A 23,155-nucleotide genomic window follows, 5' to 3' on the forward strand; every position below is an offset into this window, starting at 1 on the left:
GCGGTCACCTCCGGGTCGCGGTGCGCTGGACCCACAGATTGATCAGGACGGCGCCGAGCAGCATCACGCCGAGGAAGGCCTTGAACCAGTCGGGGTTCCAGCCGGCGTAGACGATGCCCTGCTGGACCATGCCGAACATGAAAGCGCCGAAGACCGGGCCGATCGCGGAGCCGTGGCCGCCGGTCAGCAGGCAGCCGCCGATGACCGCCGCGGCGATGTAGATGAGTTCCTGGCCGACGCCCTCGCCGGACTGCACGGTGTTGAAGGAGAACAGGTTGTGCATGCCGACGAACCAGGCGCCGAAGCCGACCAGCATGAACAGCGAGATCTTGGTGAAGGTCACCGGGACGCCGACCGCGCGGGCGCTGTCCTGGTTGCCGCCGACCGCGAAGACCCAGTTGCCGTACCTGGTGCGCAGCAGCACCCAGGTGGCCAGGGCCGCGAAGACCAGCCACCAGACCACGGTGATCTTCACGTCGATGCCGCCGACCTCGAAGGACGAGGCGAAGAGCGCCTTGGCCCGGTCGAAGCCGTCCATGTCGCTGACGTCGTCGGTGGCGACGTTGCCGGTGACCAGCTTGGTGACGGCCAGGTTGACGCCCTGCAGGATCAGGAAGGTGCCGAGGGTGACCAGGAAGCTCGGCAGGCCGGTCCTCACCAGCATCCAGCCGTTGAGGGCGCCGATCGCCAGGGACACGGCCAGGGCGACGACCACGCCCGTCCAGACGTTCAGGGTGAGCTGGTAGCTGAGCATCGACGCGGTCAGCGCGGAGGTGAGGACGGCGACTCCGGCCGACAGGTCGAACTCGCCGCCGATCATCAGCAGCGCGACCGGCAGGGCCATGATCCCGATGGTCGACGACTGGTACAGGATGTTGGCCAGGGAGCTGCCGTCGCGCACCGGCGGCGCGGCGAACAGGAAGAACACCAGCACGGCCGCGGCACCGAGGAAGACGCCGACCTCGGGCCGGGCCAGCAGGCGCAGCGCGAGGGGGCGTCGCCGGGTGCGGCCGTCGGCCTGTCCCGGGCCGGGAGCCGGCGGTGGGCCCACCGCCGGCTCGGCCTGTCGGGTCGTGTTCATCACCGGGTGCCCTTCGCGGCGAACCCGGCGATGCGCTCGACGTTGGACTTGTCCACGAAGGCCGGTCCGGTCAGCACCGGCTGCTCGCCGCCGCCGCTGTAGTTGCCGTTGTTCTCGTAGAGCCACAGGGAGTCCACCGCGAGGTAGCCCTGGAGGTAGGGCTGCTGGTCGACGGCGAACTGGATGCTGTCGTCCTGGATGGCCCCGGTGAGCTCCTTGTTGAGGTCGAAGGTGGCGATCTTCGCCTTGCTGCCGGCCTCGTCCACGGACTGCACCGCGGTCATCGCGAAGGGGGCGCCGAGGGTGACGACGTAGTCGACGGCGGAGTCCTGCTTGAGCTTGGCGGTGATCGTCGACTTCACGGACGGCATGTCGGTGCCGTTGACGTAGAGGGTGTCGATCTTGCCCTCGAAGGTCTTCTTCACCCCGTCGCAGCGCTGGGTGAGGCCGATGTTGCCCTGCTCCTGGACGACGCAGACGGCGTTCTTCGCCCCGACCTCGTTGAGCTTCCTGCCGAACGCCTCGCCCGCCACGCTCTCGTCCTGGCCGAAGAACTCCATCAGGCCGAGCTTCTTCCAGTCGCTCACCCCGGAGTTGAGGCCCACGACGGGTATGCCGGCCTGCTCCGCCTTGGCCACGACGCTCCTGAGGGCGTCCGGCTTGGCGAGGGTGACCGCGATGCCGTCGACCTTCTGGTCGATGGCGTTCTGCACCAGGTTGGCCTGCTCCCCCGCGCTGGGGCTGGCGGAGTAGACGAGTTCGACGTTGTCCTTGGCGGCCGCGGCCTCGGCGCCCTTGCGGACGATGTCCCAGAACGTGTCGCCGGGCGACTGGTGGGTGACCAGGGCGACCGTCATCCGGGGCGTGTCCGCCTTGCCCGCGGGGGCGTCGGCCCCGCCTTCCTCGGACTTCTTGCCCCCGGAACCGCTGGAGCAGCCGGCGAGGGTCAGGGCGGCCGCCGCGGCCACCGCGACGACGGGGGCGAGTCCGCGGGAGCGGGGGTGGGAAGAGCGGTCCATCTTTCCTGGCACCTCACTGTGCTACTGCGGGGAAAGGACGGGATCGCGGGGATCCGGGGCCCGGACCCCTGCCGGGTCCGGGTCGTGGTGCGGCGAGAACGGCTGTTGCGCTGGGACGGGATCCAAGTCCCTGGGGCGCCCGCTGTCAATACTTTGTTAAGACATTATTTCACAAGCAGGTCCTAATGTAAGTACAAACTATTGACAGCGTCGCCCTCGGAGACCTACACCTGGGAGGCGTCAGGTTCCCGGATCCTCCGTCCCCACGGTGGCAGGCCCACCGGGGGACCCGCCTCCCAGCAGCCCGAGGAGCGTCGCGCATGACCGACCCAGCCCCGTCCTTCGACCTGATCACGATGGGCCGCATCGGAGTCGATCTCTACCCCCTGCAGACGGGTGTACCCCTGGCGCGGGTGGAGACGTTCGGGAAGTTCCTCGGCGGGTCGGCGGCCAACGTGGCGGTCGCCGCCGCCCGGCTCGGCCGCTCCGCCGCCGTCATCACCCGCACCGGCGACGACCCCTTCGGCACCTATCTGCACGAGGCGCTGAAGGACTTCGGCGTCGACGACCGCTGGGTGACCCCGGTCGCCGCCTACCCGACCCCCCTCACGTTCTGCGAGATCTTCCCCCCGGACGACTTCCCGCTGTACTTCTACCGCCGCCCCAAGGCGCCCGACCTGGAGATCCACGCCGACGAACTCGACCTCCCGGCCGTCCGCGGCGCCCGGATCTTCTGGGTCACCGGCACCGGCCTGAGCGAGGAGCCGAGCCGCTCCGCCACGCTCGCCGCGCTGCGCGCCCGGGACAAGGCGGGCCCGACCGTCTTCGACCTGGACTGGCGCCCGATGTTCTGGCGCGACCCCGACGAGGCCCGCCCCCACTACCGCGAGGCGCTGCGCCACGCCACCGTCGCGGTCGGCAACCTCGACGAGTGCGAGATCGCCACCGGCGTGCGCGACCCGCGGGAGTGCGCCGAGGCGCTGCTGGCGGCGGGCGTGGAGTTGGCCGTCGTCAAGCAGGGCCCGAGGGGCGTGCTCGCCGCGCACCGCGACGGCACCCGGGCCGAGGTGCCGCCGGTGCCGGTCGAGGTGGTCAACGGCCTCGGCGCGGGCGACGCCTTCGGCGGCTCGCTCTGCCACGGCCTGCTGGCCGGCTGGGACCTGGGGACGACCGTGCGGTACGCCAACGCCGCCGGCGCCCTCGTCGCCTCGCGCCTCGCCTGCTCCTCCGCCATGCCGACCGCGTCCGAGGTCGCCGGCCTCCTCGCGCGCGGCTGACGCGAGCCCTTTTTCCGAACGGAGCCCGACGTGAACCTCGCCATCCCCGACCTGACCGCGGTCAGGGCCCGGCATCCGCAGGCCGTCGCCGAGGCGGCGGCCCGCCGGGCGCGCCGCCCGCTGATCGGCGACAGCGGGCGGCTGATGATCGTGGCCGCCGACCACCCGGCGCGCGGCGCCCTCGGCGTGGGCGGCCGGCGTCTGGCCATGGCCAACCGGGCCGACCTGCTGAGGCGGCTGTGCGTCGCGCTGTCCCGGCCCGGCGTGGACGGGGTGCTCGCCACGGCCGACACGGTGGAGGACCTGCTGCTGCTGGGGGCGCTGGAGAACAAGGTCGTGATGGGGTCGATGAACCGCGGCGGCCTGGCCGGGGCCGCCTTCGAGCTGGACGACCGCTTCACCGGCCACCGCCCCGAGGACATCGAGCGCCTCGGCTTCGACGCCGGCAAGCTGCTGCTGCGCATCGACTACGACGACCCCGGCTCGCTCACCACGCTGGAGTCCGCCGCCCGCACGATCGACGCGATGGCGGCCCGGCGGCTGCCGGTCTTCGTCGAGCCGTTCCTCTCCCGCCGCGTCGGGGGCCGGGTCCGCAACGACCTGTCCGCCGAGGCCGTCACCCGCTCCATCGCCATCGCCTCGGGCCTCGGCGGCACCAGCGCCTACACCTGGCTGAAGCTGCCCGTCACCGAGGACCCCGACGACATGGCCGGGGTGCTGGAGTCCTCCACCCTGCCGGTCGTGCTGCTCGGCGGCGAGGTCGGCGACGACCAGGAGGGCGCGTACGCACGCTGGCGCAAGGCGCTGCGGCTGCCCACCGTGCAGGGCATGGTGGTCGGCCGGTCGCTGCTCTACCCGGCCGAGGGCAGTGTGGAGCAGGCCGTGGACACGGCCGTCGCACTGCTGTGACCGCGCTCCGGGACGCGAGCCGGCCCCCGTTCCGAGGCCGTGGTCCGAGACCGTGATCCGAGACAGTGAACCGAGACCTCGATCCGAGACAGTGATCCGAGAGGGGCACCATGACGTACCACCTCCCCGCGGGCAAGGCCCTCGGCGGCCCCTACGCCGTCGACGTCACACCCGAGAAGGCCGGGTGGGGCCACGCCGGCCTGCGGGTCCTGGAGCTGCCGCCGGGCGGCGCGCACACCTTCGACACCGGTGACAGCGAGTGGATCGTCCTCCCGCTCAGCGGCGCGTGCACGGTCGCCGCGGCCGACGGCCTCGGCCACGACACCTTCGGCCTCGCGGGCCGCCCGGACGTCTTCAGCGGCGTGAGCGACTTCGCGTACGTGCCGCGCGACGCCCGCGTGACCGTGGTGTCCGCCGGCGGCGGCCGCTTCGCGCTCACCGGCGCGCGCTGCACCCGCCGCCTGCCCGCCCGCTACGGCCCGGCCGCGTCGGTGCCGGTCGAGCTGCGCGGCACCGGTTCCTGCTCCCGCCAGGTCAACAACTTCGGCGCGGCCGGGGTGTTCGACTGCGACAGGCTCATCGCGGTCGAGGTCCTCACCCCCGGCGGCAACTGGTCGTCGTTCCCGCCGCACAAGCACGACGAGCACCGGCCGGGCGAGGAGTCCGTGCTGGAGGAGATCTACTACTTCGAGTTCGCCGCCCACGACGGCACGCCCGGCCTCGGCTACCAGCGGGTCTCGCCGTCCGGCCCGGGCCGCGAGACGGACGTGCTGGCCGAGGTCCGCGACGGCGACGTCGTGCTGATCCCCGACGGCTGGCACGGGCCGTCCATGGCCGTGCCCGGCCACCACATGTACTACCTCAACGTCATGGCGGGCCCGGACCCCGAACGCGCCTGGCTGATCTGCGACCACCCCGACCACGCCTGGATCCGCGACACCTGGCCCGCACAGCCCGTCGACCCCCGGCTCCCCCTCTGCACCGCCCCCGGGAGGTCCGCATGAGCGCCGCCACCCGCCGACTGACGACCGCCCAGGCGCTGGTGCGGTTCCTGTCCGCCCAGTACACCGAGCGGGACGGCGTCCGGCACCGGCTGGTCGCCGGCACCTGGGGCGTCTTCGGCCACGGCAACGTCGCCGGGATCGGCCAGGCGCTCGTGGAGTACGCGGACGCCATGCCCTACCACCAGGGCCGCAACGAGCAGTCCATGGTGCACGCGGCCGTCGGGTACGCCCGCCAGCTCAACCGCCTGTCCGCGCAGGCGGTGACGACGTCGATCGGCCCGGGCGCCACCAACCTGGTCACCGGGGCCGCCCTCGCGACGATCAACCGCCTCCCGGTCCTGCTGCTGCCCGGCGACTACTTCGCCTCGCACGCCGCCGACCCGCTGCTCCAGCAGCTGGAGCACCCCGTCGAGGCGGACGTGTCCGTCAACGACACCCTGCGCCCGGTGTCCCGCTACTTCGACCGGATCACCCGCCCCGAGGCCCTGATCGCCTCCGCGCTGAACGCCATGCGGGTGCTCGCCGACCCCGCCGAGACCGGCGCGGTCACCCTGGCCCTGCCGCAGGACGTGCAGGCCGAGGCGTACGACTGGCCGGAGCGGTTCTTCGCCGAGCGCGTCTGGCCCGTACGGCGTCCCGCGCCCGACCCGGCCGAACTGGCCGAGGCGGCCCGCCTGGTGCGGTCCGCCCGGCGCCCGCTGATCGTCGCGGGCGGCGGCGTCCACCACAGCGGGGCCGAGGGAGCCCTGCGGGCGCTGGTGGACGCCACCGGCATCCCGGTCGCCTCGACCCAGGCCGGCAAGGGCTCGCTGCGCCACGACCACCCCGCCGACCTCGGCGGCATCGGCCACACCGGCACGGCCGTCGCCGACGACCTGGCCCGCACCGCCGACCTCGTCATCGGCGTGGGCACCCGCTACTCGGACTTCACCACCGCCTCCGGCACGCTCTTCCAGCACCCGGACGTGCGGTTCCTCAACCTGAACATCACCGCCTTCGACGCCCACAAGCTGGCGGCCCGCACCCTGGTCTGCGACGCGCGCACCGGCCTGGAGCAGCTGGCCGGGGCGCTCGCCGGCCACCGCGTGGACCCGTCCCACGAAGCCGGGTACCGCGCCGGCAAGGAGCGCTGGGAGCGGGTCGTCGAGGCCGCCCTCCGGGCCGGTGACGAGGACGCCGTCCCGACCCAGACCCAGGTGCTCGGCGCGCTCGACGCGGTGGCCGGCGACGAGGACGTGGTGATCAACGCGGCCGGGTCGCTCCCCGGCGACCTGCACAAGCTGTGGCGGTCGCGCTCGCCGCGCCAGTACCACCTGGAGTACGGGTACTCCTGCATGGGCTACGAGATCCCGGCCGCGATCGGCGTGCAGCAGGCCGCCCCCGGCACCCCGGTGTGGGCGCTGGTCGGCGACGGCACCTACCTGATGATGCCGACGGAGCTCGTGACGGCCGTCCAGGAGGGCCTGCCCGTGAAGGTGATCCTGATCCAGAACCACGGCTACGCCTCCATCGGCGGCCTGTCGGAGTCGGTCGGCGCCGAGCGGTTCGGCACCGCCTACCGCCACCGGGCCGCCGACGGCACCTTCACCGGCGCCCCGCTCCCCGTCGACCTCGCCGCCAACGCCGCCAGCCTCGGCATGGACGTGCTGCGCGCGAAGACCGTGCGCGAGCTGCGCGCGGCGCTGGCCGCGGCCCGCGCCGCGGACCGGCCGACGTGCGTCTACGTCGAGACCGACCCGGCGCCCACCGCTCCCCCGGCCGAGGCCTGGTGGGACGTGCCGGTGGCCGAGGCGGCCTCCCGGGAGGCCGCCCGGCGGGCCCGCCGGGAGTACGACCGCCGGGCCGCGGCCCGCCGCCGCCACCTGTGAACCCCCGGTCCGCGCGGCGGGCCGGATCCGCCGCCGGTCGTCCGCGGCCCGTACCGGGAGGTACACCGATGGCGAGGGCCGGTGACCGGGCGCGTCCCGCGCCCGCCCCCGCGACCGGCGCGCCGGACTTCGCGCCGGACCGGGGCAGCCCGGTGCCGCTGCACCACCGGCTCGCCCAGCAGCCGGAAGCGGCGATCGGGGGAGGCGTCCTCGCCCCGGGGAACCTCCTGGGCGACGAGGCCGGCCGGACGGTGCGCCCGGCCCTGTCCCGCCCCGCCGTCCGCCGGGCCGTCCGGTCCCTCGTCGACAAGGGGCTGCCGGTCCGGCGGCGCGGGGTGGGCACGCGGGTGGTGCACAGCCGGGTCCGGCGCCCGCCGGGGCCGAGCGGCCTCCACGACGGCCTGGAGGCGGCCGGGCCGGGGCCGTCCACGCTCGTCGTCCGCCACGGGACCGTCCCGGCGTCCGCGGACGTCGCCGCCGCGCCGAACACGGCCGAGGGCGGCGAGGCCGTCCTGCTGGAGCGGCCGCGCCGCACCCACGGCCGGCCGGTCGCCCTGCCGTGCGCCCACCTGCCGACGGGCCTGCCGGACCTGGACGACGCCCGTCTGGAGTCCACCGGCCTGTACCGGCCGGTGCGCGCCGCCGGCATCACCCCGCGCGGCGCCCGCCGGACCGTCGGCGCCCGCCCGGCCACCGCCGCGGAGGCCGCCCGCCTCGACGAGGAGGCGGGCGCCGCCCTGCTCACCACGCGGCGCACGGCGTACGACGACACGGGACGCCCGGTGGAGTACGGCACCCGCCTCTACCGGGCGTCCCGGTACTCGTCCGGCGTCCAGCCGCTGGTCAGGCCCTGAGGGTCGTGGTACTGGCCTGACCGGGCGCGGCAGGCCCGGTGCCGGGCGGTGCCCCTGTACGGGCAGGCGCCGCCGCGGCCGGTGGGGTGAACAGGCCGGGGCGGCCGCCGGTCGGCGCGCCGGCCCGTGTGCGAGGTCGTGGGGGTGGACGAAGATCTCCCTCTTCCTCGTACCGGTGGCGCGTGCTCAGTGCGCGGCGTCCAGCCGGGCCCGCTGCTCCGCCGTCAGCTCCAGGTCGACCGCGGCCAGGTTCTCCTCCAGCTGCGCCACCGAGGACACGCCGACGAGCGGGATCACGGGCAGCTCGCCGCCGATCTGCCAGGCCAGCACCACCTGGTCGACGGTCGCCCCGGTCTCCCGGGCCACCTCGCGCAGCACCGCCAGCCGGGCGGGGGTGCCGGGGTGGTCGAAGTCGGCGGGCAGCCGCTCGGGGCGGGTGTAGGCGCCCTTCAGCAGCGGCGAGTACGCGACGAGGGTCAGGCCGGGCTCGGCGCGCAGGTAGCCGAGCAGCTCCGGGCCGGCGTGGCCGAGGCTGCCGTCGGGGAACAGGTCGTCGGGCACGTCGGTGCGGGGACGCAGGAGGCTGTGCGCGTACTGCAGGACCTCGTAGCCGGGCAGCCCGGCCGCAGCCGCGAGGGCCCGGGCGCGCTCCACGCGCCACACGGCGTGGTTGCTCGCCCCGAGCAGGCCGACCGTGCCCTCGGCGACCAGGGCGGCGAAGCCCTCGACGGTCTCGCGCAGGGGCACGGTGTGGTCCTCGATGTGGGCGTACAGCAGGTCCAGCTTCGCCACGCCGAGCCGTTCCCGGCTGCGCTCGGCGGACTCGCGGATCACCTTCGCCGACAGGCCCTCGGGGTTGTCGGTGTAGCTCGTGCCGGGGGCCAGGGGGCGGGCGCCGAGCTTGGTGGCGATGACGACCTCGTCGCCGATGCCCCGGCTGCGCCGCCACCGGCCGAGCAGGTCCTCGCTGTGCCCGCCCTGGCTTCCGTCGGTCCAGAAGGCGTAGTTGTCGGACGTGTCGACGAAGTTCCCGCCGGCCTCGACGTAGCGGTCGAGCAGGGCGAAGGAGGTCCTCTCGTCGGTCACCGAGCCGAACAGCATCGCGCCGAGCGCCAGCACGCTGACCTCGCGGCGGGTGTGCGGACCGGTGCCGATCGTGCGGTACTTCATGGTGCTCCTCCCGTTCGCGCCCCGGTCGGAGCACGCGAACGGGAGTCTTCATCTTGAAGCGCTCTCCAAGTCAAGCCGGTACGGGCGTACTTGGCGAACGGCCCCGCCGGGGCGGCCCGTCGCAGGAGCGCGATCGTCCTGGCGCCGGCGATCCCGCCGGCGCGGATCGTCTCCGGGGCCCGGAGGGAAGGGAGTTCGAGGATCTCGATGTCCTCGCCGCCGTCCTCGTCGCCGTCCTCGCCCGGTGCGCCGTCCCCGCGGGTCCCGCGCTCCCGGGTGCTCCGGGTGGCGGCCGTCGGGCACCGGCCGGGTGCGGAGCGGAGGGAGACGGGGCGGGGCGGGGAGCGGGACGGTCGTGCCCGCTTCTGTCACCGCGGGCCGTCGGTGCCGCCTGCGGACGGCCGGGTCACGCGCACCGACGCGAAAAGGGCCCCGCGGGCATCAGCCCGCGGGACCCCGCACACCGTCGGGACGACAGGATTTGAACCTGCGACCCCTTGACCCCCAGTCAAGTGCGCTACCAAGCTGCGCCACGTCCCGGTGCGCCGACGCGCGGAAATCCGCGTGATCGCGCGGACAGTACTTTACCCCACACCCCCGGCCGCGCCGCAAAGGGGCGCCGGCGGGGACAATCGGCGTATGGGCAGCATGGACAGTTCCTCCACGGGCGGGCCGGCCGGCGCGCGGGACCGCGACGACGAAGGGCGGGCGCGCAACGCCCGGCCCCGGGACGGGCTCGGCCGGCCCCTGCCGTACGGCGCGGAGGGCGTGCCCCGGCAGCCCGAGGGCGTGGTGCGCGCCCCGGAGCAGACCGTGGCCGAGGCGCAGCGGCTGCTGGACGAGGGGAAGCCGTTCCACGCGCACGAGGTGTTCGAGGACGCCTGGAAGGCGGGGCCCGAGCGGGAGCGCGAGCTGTGGCGGGGCCTGGCCCAGCTCGCCGTGGGGCTCACCCACGCGGCCCGCGGGAACGCCACGGGCGGGGCGCGGCTGCTGCGGCGCGGGGCGGGCGCGGTCGAGGCGTGGGCCGCGGGACCGGCCGGGCAGGACCGTCCGTACGGGATCGGGCTGGCGGAAGTCGCCGCCTGGGCACGGGAGCTGGCGCGGGACGTGGAGGGGGGCGCCGGGCCCGTGGACGCGGGGGCGCGGGCGCCGCGGCTGCGGGGCTGACGCGCACAGGCTCCGCTCCGTCGTCCCCCGCGGACCGCACGGGGGACGCGGTGCGCGGCCCGTGCGGGCTGTGCGGCAGACTCGGGGCGTGCGAAAGATTCATGTCATCGGTATCGGCGCGGGCGACCCCGACCAGCTGACCCTGCAGGCGGTCAAGGCGCTGCGCGGCACGGACGTGTTCTTCATCCTCGACAAGGGCGAGGTGAAGGCGGACCTCACCCAGCTCCGCCGGGACATGCTCGACGCGCACCTGCCCGAGGGGACGTACCGCGTCGTCGAGGCGCGCGACCCCGACCGGGACCGGAAGGCGGGCGGGGCGGCCTACTCCCCCGCCGTGGAGGACTGGCGCAGCGCCCGCGCGGAGATCTACGAGCGGCTGATCGCCGAGGAGCTGGACGAGGACGGCACCGGCGCGTTCCTGGTGTGGGGCGACCCGTCGCTGTACGACAGCACGCTCGGCATCCTCCAGGAGGTGCTGGAGCGGGGCGCGGTGGCCTTCGCGTACGACGTCGTGCCCGGCATCAGCAGCGTCTCGTCGCTGGTCGCCCGGCACCGGACGGGGCTCAACCGGGTGGCCCGGCCCGTGCAGATCACCACGGGGCGGCGGCTCGGGGAGGGCTTCCCGGACGGGGTGGACGACGTGGTGGTGATGCTGGACGCGCACCAGACGTTCCGGAAGTACGCCGACCAGGACATCGACATCTACTGGGGCGCCTACCTGGGCACCCCGGACGAGATCCTCGTCTCCGGGCCGATCGCCGAGGCCGCGCCCCGCATCGAGCGGCTGCGCGCCGAGGCCCGCGACCGCAAGGGCTGGATCATGGACACCTACCTGCTGCGCCGCAACCCGGACGAGCGGTAGGCGGACCACCGGGGCGGCGGCTTCCCGGGCGACCGGTCGCGGCCGGGCGGCCCGGTCAGGCCCAGCCGCTCCAGCACCCCCGGCACGTCGGCCACCGCCGCCACGCCCTCCGGCAGCGGCGGTCGCCGGACGACCACCACCGGCAGCCCCAGGGCGCGGGCGGCCGTGAGCTTGGCGGCGGTCGCCCCGCCCCCGCTGTCCTTGGTGACCAGGACGTCGACGCGGTGCTCGCGCAGCAGCGCCGTCTCGCCGGCGACGGTGAACGGCCCGCGTGCCAGGATCACCCGGACGTCGGGCGGCACGGGGGCCTCGGGCGGTTCCACGGAGCGGACGACGAAGTGCAGGTCCGTCAGGTGGGCGAAGGCGGCGAGCCCGAGCCGCCCGGTGGTGAGGAACACCCGGCGGCCGAGGCGGGGCAGCGCGGCGGCCGCCGCCTCCAGGGAGGGGACCCGGTGCCAGCGGTCACGGGGCCCCGGCCGCCAGCCGGGCCGCCGGAGGACCACGGCCGGAACGCCGGCCGCGGCGGCGGCCCGGGCCGCGTTCGCCGTGATCCGCTCGGCGAAGGGGTGCGTGGCGTCGACGAGGGCGTCCACGCGCTGCTCGCGCAGCCACGCGGCCAGCCCGTCCGCGCCGCCGAAACCGCCGGTGCGGAGCTCCCCGTCGACCGCCCCCGGCCGCGCCACGCGTCCCGCGAGCGAGGTGGTGACGCGGACGCCGGGACGGGCCGCCAGCGCGGCGGCCAGTTCCCGGGCCTCCGTGGTGCCGCCGAGGACGAGGACGTGCGAGGCCGGGGACACGTGCGGGATCGGGGACATGGCGACGAGCGTACGGGGGCGCGGGCCCGCCCCCGCGACCCGGTCCGCTGCCCGGCGGGGTCCGCTGTCCGGCGGGGTCCGCTGTCCGGCGGGGTCCGCTGTCCGGCGGGCGCGCGGTTCCCGGGCCGGGCGGCTATCGTCCGGACATGGAGTCCGTGCGTGCCCTGCTGGTCGACATCGACGGGGTGCTGACCGTCTCGTGGCGGCCGCTGCCCGGCGCGGCCGAGGCGCTGCGGGAGGTCCGGGAGGCCGGCTGGGCCGTCGCCCTGGTGACCAACACGACGTCCCGCACCCGGGCGTCGATCGCCGGGACCCTCGCCGGGGCGGGGTTCGCGGTGTCCGCCGAGGACATCCTGACCGCGCCCGCCGCCACGGCCGCGTACCTCGCCGAGCATTGCCCCGGCGCCCGCTGCGCCCTGCTGAACAGCGGCGACATCGAGGAGGACCTCACCGGTGTCACCCTCGTGGACCCGGCGGACACCACGGCCGTCCCGGACGTCGTCCTCGTCGGCGGGGCCGGGCCCGAGTTCGGGTACGCGGCGCTCGACCGGGCCTTCGGCCACCTGCAGCGCGGCGCCCGGCTGGTGGCCATGCACCGCAACCTGTACTGGCGCACCGACGACGGCCTGCGCCTGGACGCGGGCGCCTTCCTGGCCGGGCTGGAGCAGGCCGCCCGCACCGAGGCGGAGATCACCGGCAAGCCGTCGCCCGCCTTCTTCCGCGCGGCGCTGAGCCGGCTCGGGGCGGCGGCGCGGGGGGCGGTGATGGTCGGCGACGACATCGAGTCGGACGTGCTGGCGGCGCAGCGGGCCGGGATCACCGGAGTGCTGGTCAGGACCGGCAAGTACCTGCCGGAGACGCACCGCGCGGCGAGCGGCACCCCCGACCACGTGGTCGGGTCCTTCGCGGACGTCCCGGCCCTGCTGCGGGAGCTGTCCGGCTGACGGCCGCCCCTCCGTCAGCGCACCAGCAGCTGCACCGCGCCCACCACCGTCGCGGCGATCACGAGCCGCTCGAACAACCGCTGGTCGATCCTGTTCACGGCCCAGGCGCCGAGGAACGCCCCGGGCACCACGAACACGACGAGCGCCGCGTCGAGCAGGAGGGAACGGCCGTCGATCAGGCCGAGGCCCGCGCTGAACGGCAGCTTGGACACGTTGACGATCAGGAAGAAGAAGGCCGACGTGCCCAGGAAGCCGAGCTTGCGGAAGCCCGCCGACAGCAGGTACATCGACATCACCGGGCCGCCCGCGTTGGCGACCATGGTGGTGAAGCCGCCGAGGACGCCGTAGGAGCGGGCCTTGATCCGGCCCGTCCGGGTGGTGGTCTCCTCCGGCTCCCGGGGCGCCCCCTCCGTCCGCCGCCGCCACACCGTCACCCCGGCCATGAACAGCAGGATCACGCCGATCGAGGTCCGCACCGTCCCGTCGTCCGCCCGCATCAGGAACACGGTGCCGAGGACCACGCCCGCCGCCACCGCCGGGAACAGCCGCCACAGCGTGGGCCAGTGGGCGTGCCGCCGGTAGGTGAGGACGGCGAGGAGGTCCCCGGCGATCAGCACCGGCAGCAGCACGCCCGTCGAGGCGCGGGCGGGCAGGACGGCGGCGAAGATCGCGAGGCTGACCGTGTTGGCGCCGCTGACCGCCGTCTTGGAGAAGCCGACGAGCAGGGCGGCGAAGGCGAGGGCTGCGAACTCCCAGCCGGTGAGATACCAGAGTGTCATCGTGTCCATGCGGACACCGATGCTAAGGGCTGTCGTTCGGATCATGCCGCGGGCGCGGGGCCCGGCACGCGCGTCCGCGGCGTTGTCGTCGGTTGCCGATGCTCCGCATCGCCGCGCTCCTCCGCCTTGCGGCCGCACGCACCGGGCCCCGCTCACCGGCGCCGACGACACACAGTCGATTCCCCGCGACCTGACCCGAACGACAGCCCCTGGGCGCGGGCGACCGGCGCGGGTAGGCACATCTCGCCTGGTGACACCGCATGACGCGGTACGGAGGCCCGGATGCCGGACGATCCCCGGGCCGCCCCGCACGCACCGCGCCCCGGGACCACCCGGGCGCCTCCGGCGAGACCCGCGCCGGCCCCGCCGCGCGGCCTCAGGGCCGCTCCACCAGCACCGCGCTCCCCTGTCCCACGCCCACGCACATCGTGGCGAGCCCGCGGGCCGCGCCGGTGCGCCGCATCCGGTGCAGCAGGGTCGTCAGGATGCGCGCCCCCGAGCAGCCCAGCGGGTGCCCCAGCGCGATCGCGCCGCCGCTCGGGTTGACCAGCTCGGGGTCGATGCCGAGCCGGTCCACGCAGGCCAGGGCCTGGGCCGCGAACGCCTCGTTGAACTCGGCCTCCTGGATGTCCCCGATCGTCCACGCGGCGCGGTCCAGCACCTTGCGGGTGGCGGGGACCGGGCCGATGCCCATCACGTCCGGGTGGACGCCCGCCGAGGCACCGGCGACGTAGCGGCCCAGGGACTCCAGGCCGAGCTCCTCCAGGGCCTCCTCGCTGACCAGGAGCAGTCCCGCCGCGCCGTCGTTCATCGGCGAGGCGTTGCCCGCGGTGACGGTGCCGCCCTGCCGGAACACCGGCTTCAGCTTCGCCAGCTTCTCGTACGACGTGTCCTCGCGGACGCACTCGTCGCTGTCGACGACCACGCCGTCGGGCCGGCGCACGGGCAGCAGTTCGGCGTCGAAGTGGCCGTTCTTGCGGGCGTCGGCGGCCCGGCGGTGGCTGCGCAGGGCGAAGTCGTCCTGGCGCTCGCGCGGGATGCCGTACCGCTCGGCGACCTCCTCCGCCGTCTCGCCCATGGCGAGCACGCCGTGCAGGTCCTTCATCGCCGGGTTGACCAGGCGCCAGCCGAGCCGGGTGTCGGCGGTCTCCATGCGGTGCGGCAGGGCCTCGTCGGGGCGCGGCAGCACGAAGGGGGCGCGGCTCATCGACTCGGAGCCGCCGGCGAGGACGATGTCGGCCTCGCCCGCGGCGATGGTGCGGGCGGCGGTGGTGACGGCCTCCAGGCCGGAGGCGCACAGCCGGTTGACCGTGGCGCCGGGCACGCTCTCGGGCAGGCCGGCGAGCAGGGCGGCCATCCGGGCCACGTTGCGGTTGTCCTCGCCGGCCTGGTTGGCGGCGCCCCAGTAGACGTCGTCGATGCGGGCGGGGTCGAGGGCGGGCAGGTCGGCGACCAGCCCGCGGATCACGGTCGCGGCGAGGTCGTCGGGGCGGACCGTGGACAGGGCTCCGCGCAGTCTGCCGATGGGGGTGCGGCGGGCGGCCGCGAAGTGGACGGGGCGCACGAGGGGACTCCTGACCGTCATCGTTCGGCCGGGACGGCGGTCCGGACCGGCCGACCGTTAATTAGCGCTGCTAGTTTCGGACTATAGACCGCGGGGCCGCCCCCTGGGAAGATCCGCCGGAGACCTTCGCCGACCCCGTAGGAGGACCCGTGGCGCACGCCCGCGAGCACGTACTGACCGGCACTCGGGGCGCGCTCGCCGTACGGGAGTGGCCGCACGGGCGGCCCCGGTACCTCGCCCTCGTCGCGCACGGCTACGGCGAGCACGCCGGCCGGTACGAGGAGCTCGCGGACACCCTGGTGGCGCACGGGGCCGCCGTCTTCGCGGCCGATCACATGGGCCACGGGAAGTCGGCGGGCGAGCGCGCGCTGATCGAGGACTTCGAGGAGGTGGTGACGGACCTGCGGGCCGTGGCGGAACTGGCCCGCTCCGCGTACCCGGATCCGCCCGTCGTCCTGACGGGGCACTCCATGGGCGGCCTGGTCGCGGCCCGCTACGCCCAGCGGTACGGCGGCGACCTGGCCGCGCTGGTGCTGTCCGGGCCGGTGATCGGGGCGTGGGAGACGCCCGCCCGGCTGCTCGCCGCCGCCGGGGACCACGGGGACCTCCCCGACGTGCGGGTCGGCCCGGCGGCGCTGTCGCGCGACCCCGCGGTGGGCGCGGCCTACGCGGCGGACCCGCTGGTGTGGCACGGGCCGATGAAGCGGCCGACGGCGGAGGCGTTCGTGCGCGCCCTGCGGACCGTGTCCGAGGGCGGGGACACCGGCCGGCTGCCGCTGCTGTGGCTGCACGGCGAGGACGACCGGCTGGTGCCGGTGGCCGCGAGCCGCCCCGGCGTCGAGGCGCTGAGCGGCGGCGACCCGGTCGTGCGGATCTACCCCGGCGCCCGGCACGAGGTGTTCAACGAGACGGGCAGGGAACTCGCCCTCGCGGACATGAAGGACTTCCTGGACACCGTTCTCGACGGCGGCTGAGCCCGTCCGGACGCCGCGTTTGCTCCGGTTCGCCAGGGGCACCCGCGCCCGCATGGAGTGGTTGCGGCGGGCGGCGTGCGTGGGCGAGGACCCCGAGTTGTTCTTCCCCGTGGGCACCCGCGGCCCCGCGCTGCGGGACGTCACGGCCGCCAAGCGCGTCTGCGCCCGCTGCGAGGTCCGCGCCGACTGCCTGACGTTCGCGCTGGGCAGCGGCCAGACCTCGGGCGTGTGGGGCGGGACCTGCGAGGAGGAACGCGTGGCGCTGCTCCGCACCTCCGGAGCCGGCGCGTCCAGGGACGACGCGACAAGGAGAAGCGCTCTATGACATCGGTCGTGAGGAGCACCTTGCCCGAGGAGGCCCGCCGGGTCAGCGGCGAGGCGCTGCAGGACACCCTCGTCGACCTGCTCGGCCTGTCCCTCATCGGCAAGCAGGCGCACTGGAACGTGGTGGGACCGCGGTTCCGTTCCCTCCACCTCCAGCTCGACGAGGTGGTGGCCTCGGCGCGCGCGTTCGCCGACACGGTGGCGGAACGCTCGGCCGCGCTGGGCGTGCCCCCGGACGGCCGTCCGGAGACCATCGCCAAGGCCTTCACGCTGCCCTCCCCGGAGAACGGCTGGGTGCGCGACTCGGACGTCGTGCGGGTGATGGTGGAGTCGCTGGAGGCGGCCGTCGGACGGCTGCGCGAGCGGATCGACGCGACGGAGAAGGCCGACCCGGTCACGCAGGACCTGCTGATCGCCGTCACCGCCGACCTGGAGAAGCAGCGGTGGATGTTCGCCGCGGAGGACTTCCCGCGCGACGGGGCCTGACCCGCCGCCGTGACGTCCCCGCCGCCCGACGACGAGGCGGCGGTTTCCCGCCGCGCCCGCACCCCGGGCCGCGGCCTGCACGATCGTACGGAAGGGGCACCCCATGTCCGACGCCCTCGAACTCGACGCGCTGTGGGAGGACTTCCACCGCGTGGTGAACATGACCTCGGCGGAGCTCGCGGCCTGGCTGCGGATGCGGGACGCCGACGAGGAGACGGAGCCGCTGCCGGAGGAGGCGGGCTCGCCCACCGGCCAGCACGTCCTGGCCATCCTCCAGAAGCGGCGCACCGACCTCACCGACGACGACGTCCGCGTGATGCGCAAGGTCGTGGACACGGTGACCGCCGAGGCGGACCTCGAGAACGAGCCGGAGACCGTGACGACGCCCGAGGACACGCGCCGCCGCCACCGGCTGATGACACTCGGCCACGACCCGCTGAAGCCGTAGGGCCCGTCCGGGAGTCCCGGTCGCGGACCGTGACGAGCGCGTCGTACGGGCACGCGCCGGCGCGCACGGGCGGACGTGCGCCGAGGAGGCGGGCGTCCGGCTGACGGACACCCGCTGGCGGATGTCCCGCAGCCGCTGCACCGGCTGCCGGTGCCGGCGCATCCGCTCAGTGCCGCGTCCGCGGATCGGTCGCCGCGGCCACCGCCCGTGCCCCGCACGAGGCGGGGCCGCGCGATCCGCGCCGGGCGGCCGCGGTCTCCGGGCGGGCGCGGGTGAACGCGCTCGGCCCGGGCGGCCACCGGCGCTACGACGAGCGCACCGCCACCCGACTCGGCGACCTGGCCCGGCCGTTGACCGACCGACCGGCGGGGCGGCGCCCCGCGGCGGCCGCGCGCAGGCGGACGGCGGGGGCGCCGAACTGCGCGGCCTGCTCCGGGAGTTCCCCGGAGTGGGTCCGGCCGGCGCCGGCATCTCCCTGCGCCAGGCACAGCGCGCGTGGCCGGAGACGGCCCCTTGCCCCGACGGCAAGGCATTGCGGGGTACGCGGCGACCGGACCGGCCCACGAGACCGGCGGGACCCGCCGAACCAGCCGCCCCGAACCGACCCGCCAGACCGACGCAACCCACCGAATCGGCCACCCCGAACCAGCCCCCGAGACCGACGGAACCCACCGACCCAGCCGCCCCAGACCGACCCGCCAGACCGACGCAACCCACCGAATCGGCCACCCCGAACCAGCCCCCGAGGCCGACGGAACCCACCGACCCAGCCGCCCCAGACCGACCCGCCAGACCGACGCAACCCACCGACCCAACCGCCCCGGCCGCGGCGCCGGTCCGCGCCGCGGTGGGCGGGAGGGCGGCCGAGGGCCGCCCGTGCCGCGCCGGACGAGCCGCCCGGACCCCCACGCCGCCCCTTCCCCTGCCACCCCCTCTCCTGTGCCGAATCCCGGGACAGCGCTGATCGCCGGCGGCACAATGACGGCGGGAACCGCACGGGCGAGAGGGAGCAGCGACGTGGCCGAGAACCGCACCCCCACCGGCGGAGCCGGGCTGCCGGACACCGGCGTGGCGCACAACGCGCGGGTGTGGAACCACTGGATCGGCGGCACGGACACCTGCGAGGCCGACCGGCGGGTCGGCGACCACGTCGCCGGCATGTTCCCGGTCGTCCGGGAGATCGCCCGCGCGGACCGCGCCTTCCTCCGCCGGGCGGTGACGTTCCTGGCCGGCGAGCGCGGGATGCGGCAGTTCCTCGACCTCGGCACCGGGCTGCCGACGGCGGACAACACCCACCAGATCGCCCAGCGCGTCGCCCCCGACGCGCGGATCGTCTACGTCGACAACGACCCGGCCGTGCTGGCCCACTCCCGCACCCTGCTGACCAGCACCCCCGAGGGCGGCACCGACTACGTCGACGCCGACGTGCGCGACCCCGGGACCGTCCTCGCACGGGCCGCCCGGACCCTCGACCTCGCCCGGCCCGTCGCGGTGATGATGCTGGGCGTCCTCAACTTCGTCCCCGACCACGACGAGGCCCGGGCCGTCGTGCGCGCGACCATGGCCGCCGTCCCGTCCGGCAGTTGCCTCGTCCTGACGCACCCCACCAGCGACGCGGCCCTCGGCGGCGAGGGCCAGATCCCGGCCATGCGGTTCTGGAACGAGAACGCCACCCCGCCGATCACCGCCCGCAGCGGCGCCGAGATCGCCGCGTTCCTCGACGGACTGGAGCCGCTGGAACCGGGCCTGGTCTCCTGCTCGCAGTGGCACCCCGAGGGCGGCGGCCGGCCCGCCCCCGTGCCGCAGTACGGCGCGGTCGCCCTGAAGCCGTGACGCGTCCTGCCGCACGCGACCGAGTGGGGCCGCTCACAGGTGTCGCGGAGCGGCTGCCTAGGACGCCCGGACCGTTGAAAGTATGATCAAGCAATGTCTGACATGACCGAAACCACGCCCGGTTGGCTGTCGCCCGACGAGCTGGAACTGGCGCGCGCCCGCATGCCGATCCTGTACGTCGAGGCCGTGCCCGTGCGCGTCGACGACAGCGGTGAAGTCACCAGCGTCGGGCTGCTGCTGCGCATCGGACCCGACGGAACGGTCAGCCGGACCCTGGTCTCCGGCCGCGTCCTGCACCACGAACGCGTCCGCGACGCCCTGCTGCGCCACCTGGAGAAGGACCTCGGCCCGGTGGCGCTGCCCCGCGTCCCGGCGTCCCTGCAGCCGTTCACGGTCGCGGAGTACTTCCCGACGCAGGGCGTCACGCCGTACCACGACCCCCGGCAGCACGCGGTGTCGCTCGCCTACATCGTGCCGGTGACCGGCGACTGCCGGCCCCGGCAGGACGCCCTGGACCTGGTGTGGTTCAGCCCGCAGGAGGCGCTCTCCCCGGCGGTGCAGAGCGAGATGCCGGGCGGGCACGGAGTGCTGCTGAAGCAGGCGCTGGCCCACGCGGGCTGGGCGGTCTGACACGCACCCCACGGGCCCCGCTCGCGTCCCGCCGCGCGACCGGGGCCCGACCCCTGCGCACCAAGTGGCCCGCCCGGTAACGGAGTCGGGACGCGCCTGGCCGCTCACCGCCTCTGCCGCACGCCGCCCGCTCCCCCGCGACGCGCCCGCCGATCCCGGGAGACCCCCACCAGGCCCCCTTTCGCGCTATAACGGGACAAACATCCCGCCCGCCCCTCAAACTTTAACCCTTCGTTTTCTTGTATCGCTCGTGTTTACGGCGATAGGTTCAGCGCCATGACCGCGTCCGAGACCCCGTCCACCGCCGAGGAGCTGCGCGGCGCCGGGCTGCGGGTGACGGCCGCCCGCGTCGCCCTGCTGGAGACCGTCCGCCGCGGCGACCACCTCGACGTCGAGACGATCGCCGCCGGGGTGCGCGATCGGGTGGGCCACATCTCGCTCCAAGCCGTCTACGAGGCCGTGCACGCGCTCACCGCGGCAGGACTGATACGCCGCATCGAACCGCCCGGCAGCCCGGCCCGGTTCGAGGGGCGCGTCGGCGACAACCACCACCACCTCGTCTGCCGGTCCTGCGGCGTCGTCGCCGACGTCGACTGCGCGGTCGGCGAGGCCCCCTGCCTGACCGCGTCGGACGACCACGGCTTCTCCGTCGACGAGGCCGAGGTCATCTACTGGGGCCTGTGCCCCGGCTGTTCCACCGCTCGCACCTCCTGAGCACCGCGATCCACCCCAGTCCGGAAGGATTTGCATGTCCGAGAACCACGACGCCATCGTCACCGACCCCAAGGCGGAGGAGACCGGCGGCTGCCCGGTCGCGCACGGGCGCGCCCTGCACCCGACCCAGGGCGGGGGGAACCGCCAGTGGTGGCCGGAGCGGCTCAACCTGAAGATCCTCGCCAAGAACCCGGCCGTGGCCAACCCGCTCGGCGAGGACTTCGACTACGCCGAGGCGTTCCGGTCCCTCGACCTCCCGGCGGTCAAGCGGGACATCGCCGAGGTGCTGACGACCTCGCAGGACTGGTGGCCGGCCGACTTCGGCCACTACGGCCCGCTCGTCGTCCGGATGGCCTGGCACAGCGCCGGCACCTACCGCATCAGCGACGGCCGCGGCGGCGCGGGCGCCGGCCAGCAGCGCTTCGCGCCGCTGAACAGCTGGCCGGACAACGCCAACCTGGACAAGGCCCGCCGTCTGCTGTGGCCGGTCAAGAAGAAGTACGGCCAGAGCCTGTCCTGGGCCGACCTGCTGATCCTCGCCGGCAACGTCGCCCTGGAGTCGATGGGCTTCGAGACCTTCGGCTTCGCCGGCGGCCGCGAGGACGTCTGGGAGCCGGAGGAGGACGTCTACTGGGGTCCCGAGACCACCTGGCTGGGCGACCAGCGCTACAGCGGCGACCGCGAGCTGGAGAACCCCCTCGGCGCGGTCCAGATGGGCCTCATCTACGTCAACCCGGAGGGCCCGAACGGCAACCCGGACCCGCTGGCCGCGGCCCGCGACATCCGCGAGACGTTCCGCCGCATGGCGATGAACGACGAGGAGACCGTCGCCCTGATCGCCGGCGGCCACACCTTCGGCAAGACCCACGGCGCCGGCCCGGCCGACCACGTCGGCGCCGACCCCGAGGCCGCCTCGATGGAGGAGCAGGGCCTGGGCTGGAGGAACACCTACGGCACCGGCAAGGGCGGCGACACCATCACCAGTGGCCTCGAGGTCACCTGGACCAGCACGCCGACCCGGTGGAGCGACGGCTTCTTCAAGAACCTCTTCGAGTTCGAGTACGAGCTGACGGAGTCCCCGGCCGGCGCCAAGCAGTGGGTCGCCAAGGACGCCCCGGAGATCATCCCCGACGCGCACGACCCGTCGAAGAAGCACCGCCCGACGATGCTCACCACCGACCTGGCCCTGCGCTTCGACCCGGTCTACGAGCAGATCTCGCGCCGCTTCTACGAGAACCCCGACCAGTTCGCGGACGCCTTCGCCCGCGCCTGGTTCAAGCTGACCCACCGCGACATGGGCCCGAAGTCGCTGTACCTCGGCCCGGAGGTCCCCTCCGAGACGCTGCTGTGGCAGGACCCGCTGCCCGAGCGGACGTACGAGCTCATCGACGCCGAGGACGTCGCCCTGCTCAAGAGCAAGGTGCTCGCCACCGACCTGTCGGTGTCCCAGCTGGTGACCACCGCCTGGGCGTCGGCCTCGTCCTTCCGCACCAGCGACAAGCGCGGCGGCGCCAACGGTGCCCGCATCCGCCTGGAGCCGCAGCGCACCTGGGAGGTCAACGAGCCCGACCAGCTCGCGCTGGTGCTGCGCACCCTGGAGGGCGTCCAGGAGGAGTTCAACGCCGCCCAGACCGGCGGCAAGCAGGTCTCGCTCGCCGACCTGATCGTGCTCGCCGGTGCGGCGGGCGTCGAGAAGGCCGCCAAGGAGGCCGGCTACCAGATCGAGGTGGCGTTCACGCCGGGGCGTGTGGACGCGACCGAGGAGCACACCGACGTCGAGTCGTTCGCAGCGCTGGAGCCGACCGCGGACGGGTTCCGCAACTACCTCGGCAAGGGCAACCGCCTGCCCGCCGAGTTCCTGCTGCTCGACAAGGCGAACCTGCTGGGTCTGAGCGCCCCGGAGATGACGGTCCTCGTCGGCGGTCTGCGCGTCCTGGGCGCCAACCACCAGGGCTCCAGGCTCGGCGTCCTCACCGACACCCCCGGCTCGCTGACCAACGACTTCTTCGTCAACCTGCTCGACCTGGGCACGACGTGGAAGGCGACCTCCGAGGACCAGACCACCTTCGAGGGCCGTGACGCCGCCACGGGCGAGCTGAAGTGGGCCGGCAGCCGGGCCGACCTGGTCTTCGGGTCGAACTCCGAGCTGCGCGCCCTCGCCGAGGTCTACGCGAGCGACGACGCGAAGGAGAAGTTCGTGCACGACTTCGTCGCGGCGTGGAACAAGGTCATGAACGCGGACCGGTTCGACCTGGTCTGATCCCCCCGTTCCCGGCGTCCGGGCCGGCCCGCACGGGCCGGCCCGGCGTCGGGGCCCCCCGCGGGCCGGAACGGCCCCCCGCAAAAGCCCGGATGCCCACGCCGTGGAAAACGGCCCCCACCAAACGGTTAGCATGGCGGGGCGGCCAGGTGTTTAACAGCGGCCCCCCTGCC

Annotated in this window: 22 protein-coding genes and 1 tRNA gene; 16 read left to right on the forward strand and 7 right to left on the reverse strand. The window is 74.7% G+C overall.

All coding sequences use genetic code 11. The features are described from left to right. Window positions 1–4: 4 nt before the first annotated feature. Window positions 5–1,081 (reverse strand): ABC transporter permease, encoded by a 1,077-nt coding sequence (locus ACIF8T_RS32940; RefSeq protein ID WP_400040147.1) that lies wholly within the window; start codon window positions 1,079–1,081, stop codon window positions 5–7. Continuing rightward, window positions 1,081–2,100, reverse strand: a complete 1,020-nt coding sequence (locus ACIF8T_RS32945) for a sugar ABC transporter substrate-binding protein (protein WP_400040149.1) — start codon at window positions 2,098–2,100, stop codon at window positions 1,081–1,083. The genes ACIF8T_RS32940 and ACIF8T_RS32945 overlap by 1 nt, the downstream gene beginning before the upstream one ends. Before the next feature lie 320 nt (window positions 2,101–2,420). Between ACIF8T_RS32945 and iolC the strand changes: the two genes are divergently transcribed. The 5 genes from iolC (at window position 2,421) to ACIF8T_RS32970 (ending at window position 8,012) form a co-directional block, all read left to right on the forward strand. Then, a complete protein-coding gene (gene iolC, locus ACIF8T_RS32950) occupies window positions 2,421–3,377 on the forward strand; it encodes a 5-dehydro-2-deoxygluconokinase (protein ID WP_400040150.1) in 957 nt (318 codons plus the stop codon). A gap of 30 nt (window positions 3,378–3,407) precedes the next feature. Continuing rightward, window positions 3,408–4,286 carry a deoxyribose-phosphate aldolase gene (locus ACIF8T_RS32955; RefSeq protein ID WP_400040152.1) on the forward strand — a complete coding sequence of 293 codons (879 nt, stop codon included), beginning with the start codon at window positions 3,408–3,410 and terminating at the stop codon, window positions 4,284–4,286. 110 nt (window positions 4,287–4,396) lie between these two features. Continuing rightward, window positions 4,397–5,290, forward strand: a complete 894-nt coding sequence (gene iolB / locus ACIF8T_RS32960) for a 5-deoxy-glucuronate isomerase (RefSeq protein ID WP_400040153.1) — start codon at window positions 4,397–4,399, stop codon at window positions 5,288–5,290. Then, window positions 5,287–7,158 carry a 3D-(3,5/4)-trihydroxycyclohexane-1,2-dione acylhydrolase (decyclizing) gene (gene iolD, locus ACIF8T_RS32965; protein ID WP_400040154.1) on the forward strand — a complete coding sequence of 624 codons (1,872 nt, stop codon included), beginning with the start codon at window positions 5,287–5,289 and terminating at the stop codon, window positions 7,156–7,158. The genes iolB and iolD overlap by 4 nt, the downstream gene beginning before the upstream one ends. 68 nt (window positions 7,159–7,226) lie before the next feature. After that, window positions 7,227–8,012: a GntR family transcriptional regulator gene (locus ACIF8T_RS32970; RefSeq protein WP_400040156.1), complete on the forward strand. Its 786-nt coding sequence runs from the start codon at window positions 7,227–7,229 to the stop codon at window positions 8,010–8,012. Window positions 8,013–8,198: 186 nt separating this feature from the next. On the opposite strand, the gene ACIF8T_RS32975 is transcribed toward ACIF8T_RS32970, so the two are convergent. Together ACIF8T_RS32975 and ACIF8T_RS32980 are read right to left on the reverse strand one after the other, a co-directional pair. Beyond that, window positions 8,199–9,182: an aldo/keto reductase gene (locus ACIF8T_RS32975; protein ID WP_400040158.1), complete on the reverse strand. Its 984-nt coding sequence runs from the start codon at window positions 9,180–9,182 to the stop codon at window positions 8,199–8,201. Between the two features lie 466 nt (window positions 9,183–9,648). Then, a tRNA-Pro gene (locus tag ACIF8T_RS32980) sits at window positions 9,649–9,722 on the reverse strand. A 99-nt stretch (window positions 9,723–9,821) separates the two neighbouring features. On the opposite strand from ACIF8T_RS32980, the gene ACIF8T_RS32985 reads away from it, so the two are divergent. Both ACIF8T_RS32985 and cobF read left to right on the forward strand, forming a co-directional pair. Further along, complete coding sequence (locus ACIF8T_RS32985; protein ID WP_400040160.1) at window positions 9,822–10,349, forward strand: DUF309 domain-containing protein; 528 nt, start codon at window positions 9,822–9,824, stop codon at window positions 10,347–10,349. An 88-nt stretch (window positions 10,350–10,437) separates the two neighbouring features. Then, the gene (gene cobF, locus ACIF8T_RS32990; protein WP_400040162.1) at window positions 10,438–11,211 is read left to right on the forward strand and encodes a precorrin-6A synthase (deacetylating); all 774 of its coding nucleotides are present in this window, start codon (window positions 10,438–10,440) and stop codon (window positions 11,209–11,211) included. Here the strand turns inward: cobF and ACIF8T_RS32995 are convergent. Next, window positions 11,178–12,026: a cobalt-precorrin-6A reductase gene (locus tag ACIF8T_RS32995; RefSeq protein WP_400040164.1), complete on the reverse strand. Its 849-nt coding sequence runs from the start codon at window positions 12,024–12,026 to the stop codon at window positions 11,178–11,180. The genes cobF and ACIF8T_RS32995 overlap by 34 nt on opposite strands. A 146-nt stretch (window positions 12,027–12,172) precedes the next feature. On the opposite strand from ACIF8T_RS32995, the gene ACIF8T_RS33000 reads away from it, so the two are divergent. Beyond that, window positions 12,173–12,970, forward strand: coding sequence for an HAD-IIA family hydrolase (locus tag ACIF8T_RS33000; protein ID WP_400040166.1), 798 nt, complete (start codon window positions 12,173–12,175; stop codon window positions 12,968–12,970). Between the two features lie 14 nt (window positions 12,971–12,984). Here ACIF8T_RS33000 and ACIF8T_RS33005 read toward each other — a convergent pair whose 3' ends face one another. Both ACIF8T_RS33005 and ACIF8T_RS33010 read right to left on the reverse strand, forming a co-directional pair. Beyond that, window positions 12,985–13,758 carry a sulfite exporter TauE/SafE family protein gene (locus ACIF8T_RS33005; protein ID WP_400040168.1) on the reverse strand — a complete coding sequence of 258 codons (774 nt, stop codon included), beginning with the start codon at window positions 13,756–13,758 and terminating at the stop codon, window positions 12,985–12,987. A 367-nt stretch (window positions 13,759–14,125) separates the two neighbouring features. Further along, window positions 14,126–15,313, reverse strand: a complete 1,188-nt coding sequence (locus tag ACIF8T_RS33010; RefSeq protein WP_400040170.1) for a thiolase family protein — start codon at window positions 15,311–15,313, stop codon at window positions 14,126–14,128. Window positions 15,314–15,462: 149 nt separating this feature from the next. Here ACIF8T_RS33010 and ACIF8T_RS33015 point away from each other — a divergent pair, with 149 nt between their 5' ends. From ACIF8T_RS33015 to katG, 8 genes are all read left to right on the forward strand, one after another. Continuing rightward, the gene (locus ACIF8T_RS33015; protein WP_400040171.1) at window positions 15,463–16,287 is read left to right on the forward strand and encodes a lysophospholipase; all 825 of its coding nucleotides are present in this window, start codon (window positions 15,463–15,465) and stop codon (window positions 16,285–16,287) included. Between the two features lie 52 nt (window positions 16,288–16,339). Then, window positions 16,340–16,612, forward strand: a complete 273-nt coding sequence (locus ACIF8T_RS33020; protein ID WP_400040172.1) for a WhiB family transcriptional regulator — start codon at window positions 16,340–16,342, stop codon at window positions 16,610–16,612. Further along, window positions 16,609–17,097, forward strand: coding sequence for a Dps family protein (locus ACIF8T_RS33025; RefSeq protein WP_400040174.1), 489 nt, complete (start codon window positions 16,609–16,611; stop codon window positions 17,095–17,097). The genes ACIF8T_RS33020 and ACIF8T_RS33025 overlap by 4 nt, the downstream gene beginning before the upstream one ends. 103 nt (window positions 17,098–17,200) lie before the next feature. Next, the gene (locus ACIF8T_RS33030; RefSeq protein WP_400040176.1) at window positions 17,201–17,545 is read left to right on the forward strand and encodes a DUF3140 domain-containing protein; all 345 of its coding nucleotides are present in this window, start codon (window positions 17,201–17,203) and stop codon (window positions 17,543–17,545) included. Between the two features lie 1,017 nt (window positions 17,546–18,562). Beyond that, window positions 18,563–19,378 (forward strand): SAM-dependent methyltransferase, encoded by an 816-nt coding sequence (locus tag ACIF8T_RS33035; RefSeq protein WP_400040178.1) that lies wholly within the window; start codon window positions 18,563–18,565, stop codon window positions 19,376–19,378. A 102-nt stretch (window positions 19,379–19,480) separates the two neighbouring features. After that, the gene (locus ACIF8T_RS33040) at window positions 19,481–20,008 is read left to right on the forward strand and encodes an NUDIX hydrolase family protein (RefSeq protein WP_400040210.1); all 528 of its coding nucleotides are present in this window, start codon (window positions 19,481–19,483) and stop codon (window positions 20,006–20,008) included. Window positions 20,009–20,284: 276 nt separating this feature from the next. Next, complete coding sequence (locus ACIF8T_RS33045) at window positions 20,285–20,722, forward strand: Fur family transcriptional regulator (RefSeq protein ID WP_400040180.1); 438 nt, start codon at window positions 20,285–20,287, stop codon at window positions 20,720–20,722. Between the two features lie 34 nt (window positions 20,723–20,756). Beyond that, window positions 20,757–22,982, forward strand: coding sequence for a catalase/peroxidase HPI (gene katG / locus ACIF8T_RS33050; RefSeq protein ID WP_400040182.1), 2,226 nt, complete (start codon window positions 20,757–20,759; stop codon window positions 22,980–22,982). The last annotated feature ends 173 nt before the right edge of the window (window positions 22,983–23,155 follow it).

It is taken from the genome of Streptomyces sp. NPDC085946 (assembly GCF_044540485.1).
Lineage (GTDB): Bacteria > Actinomycetota > Actinomycetes > Streptomycetales > Streptomycetaceae > Streptomyces.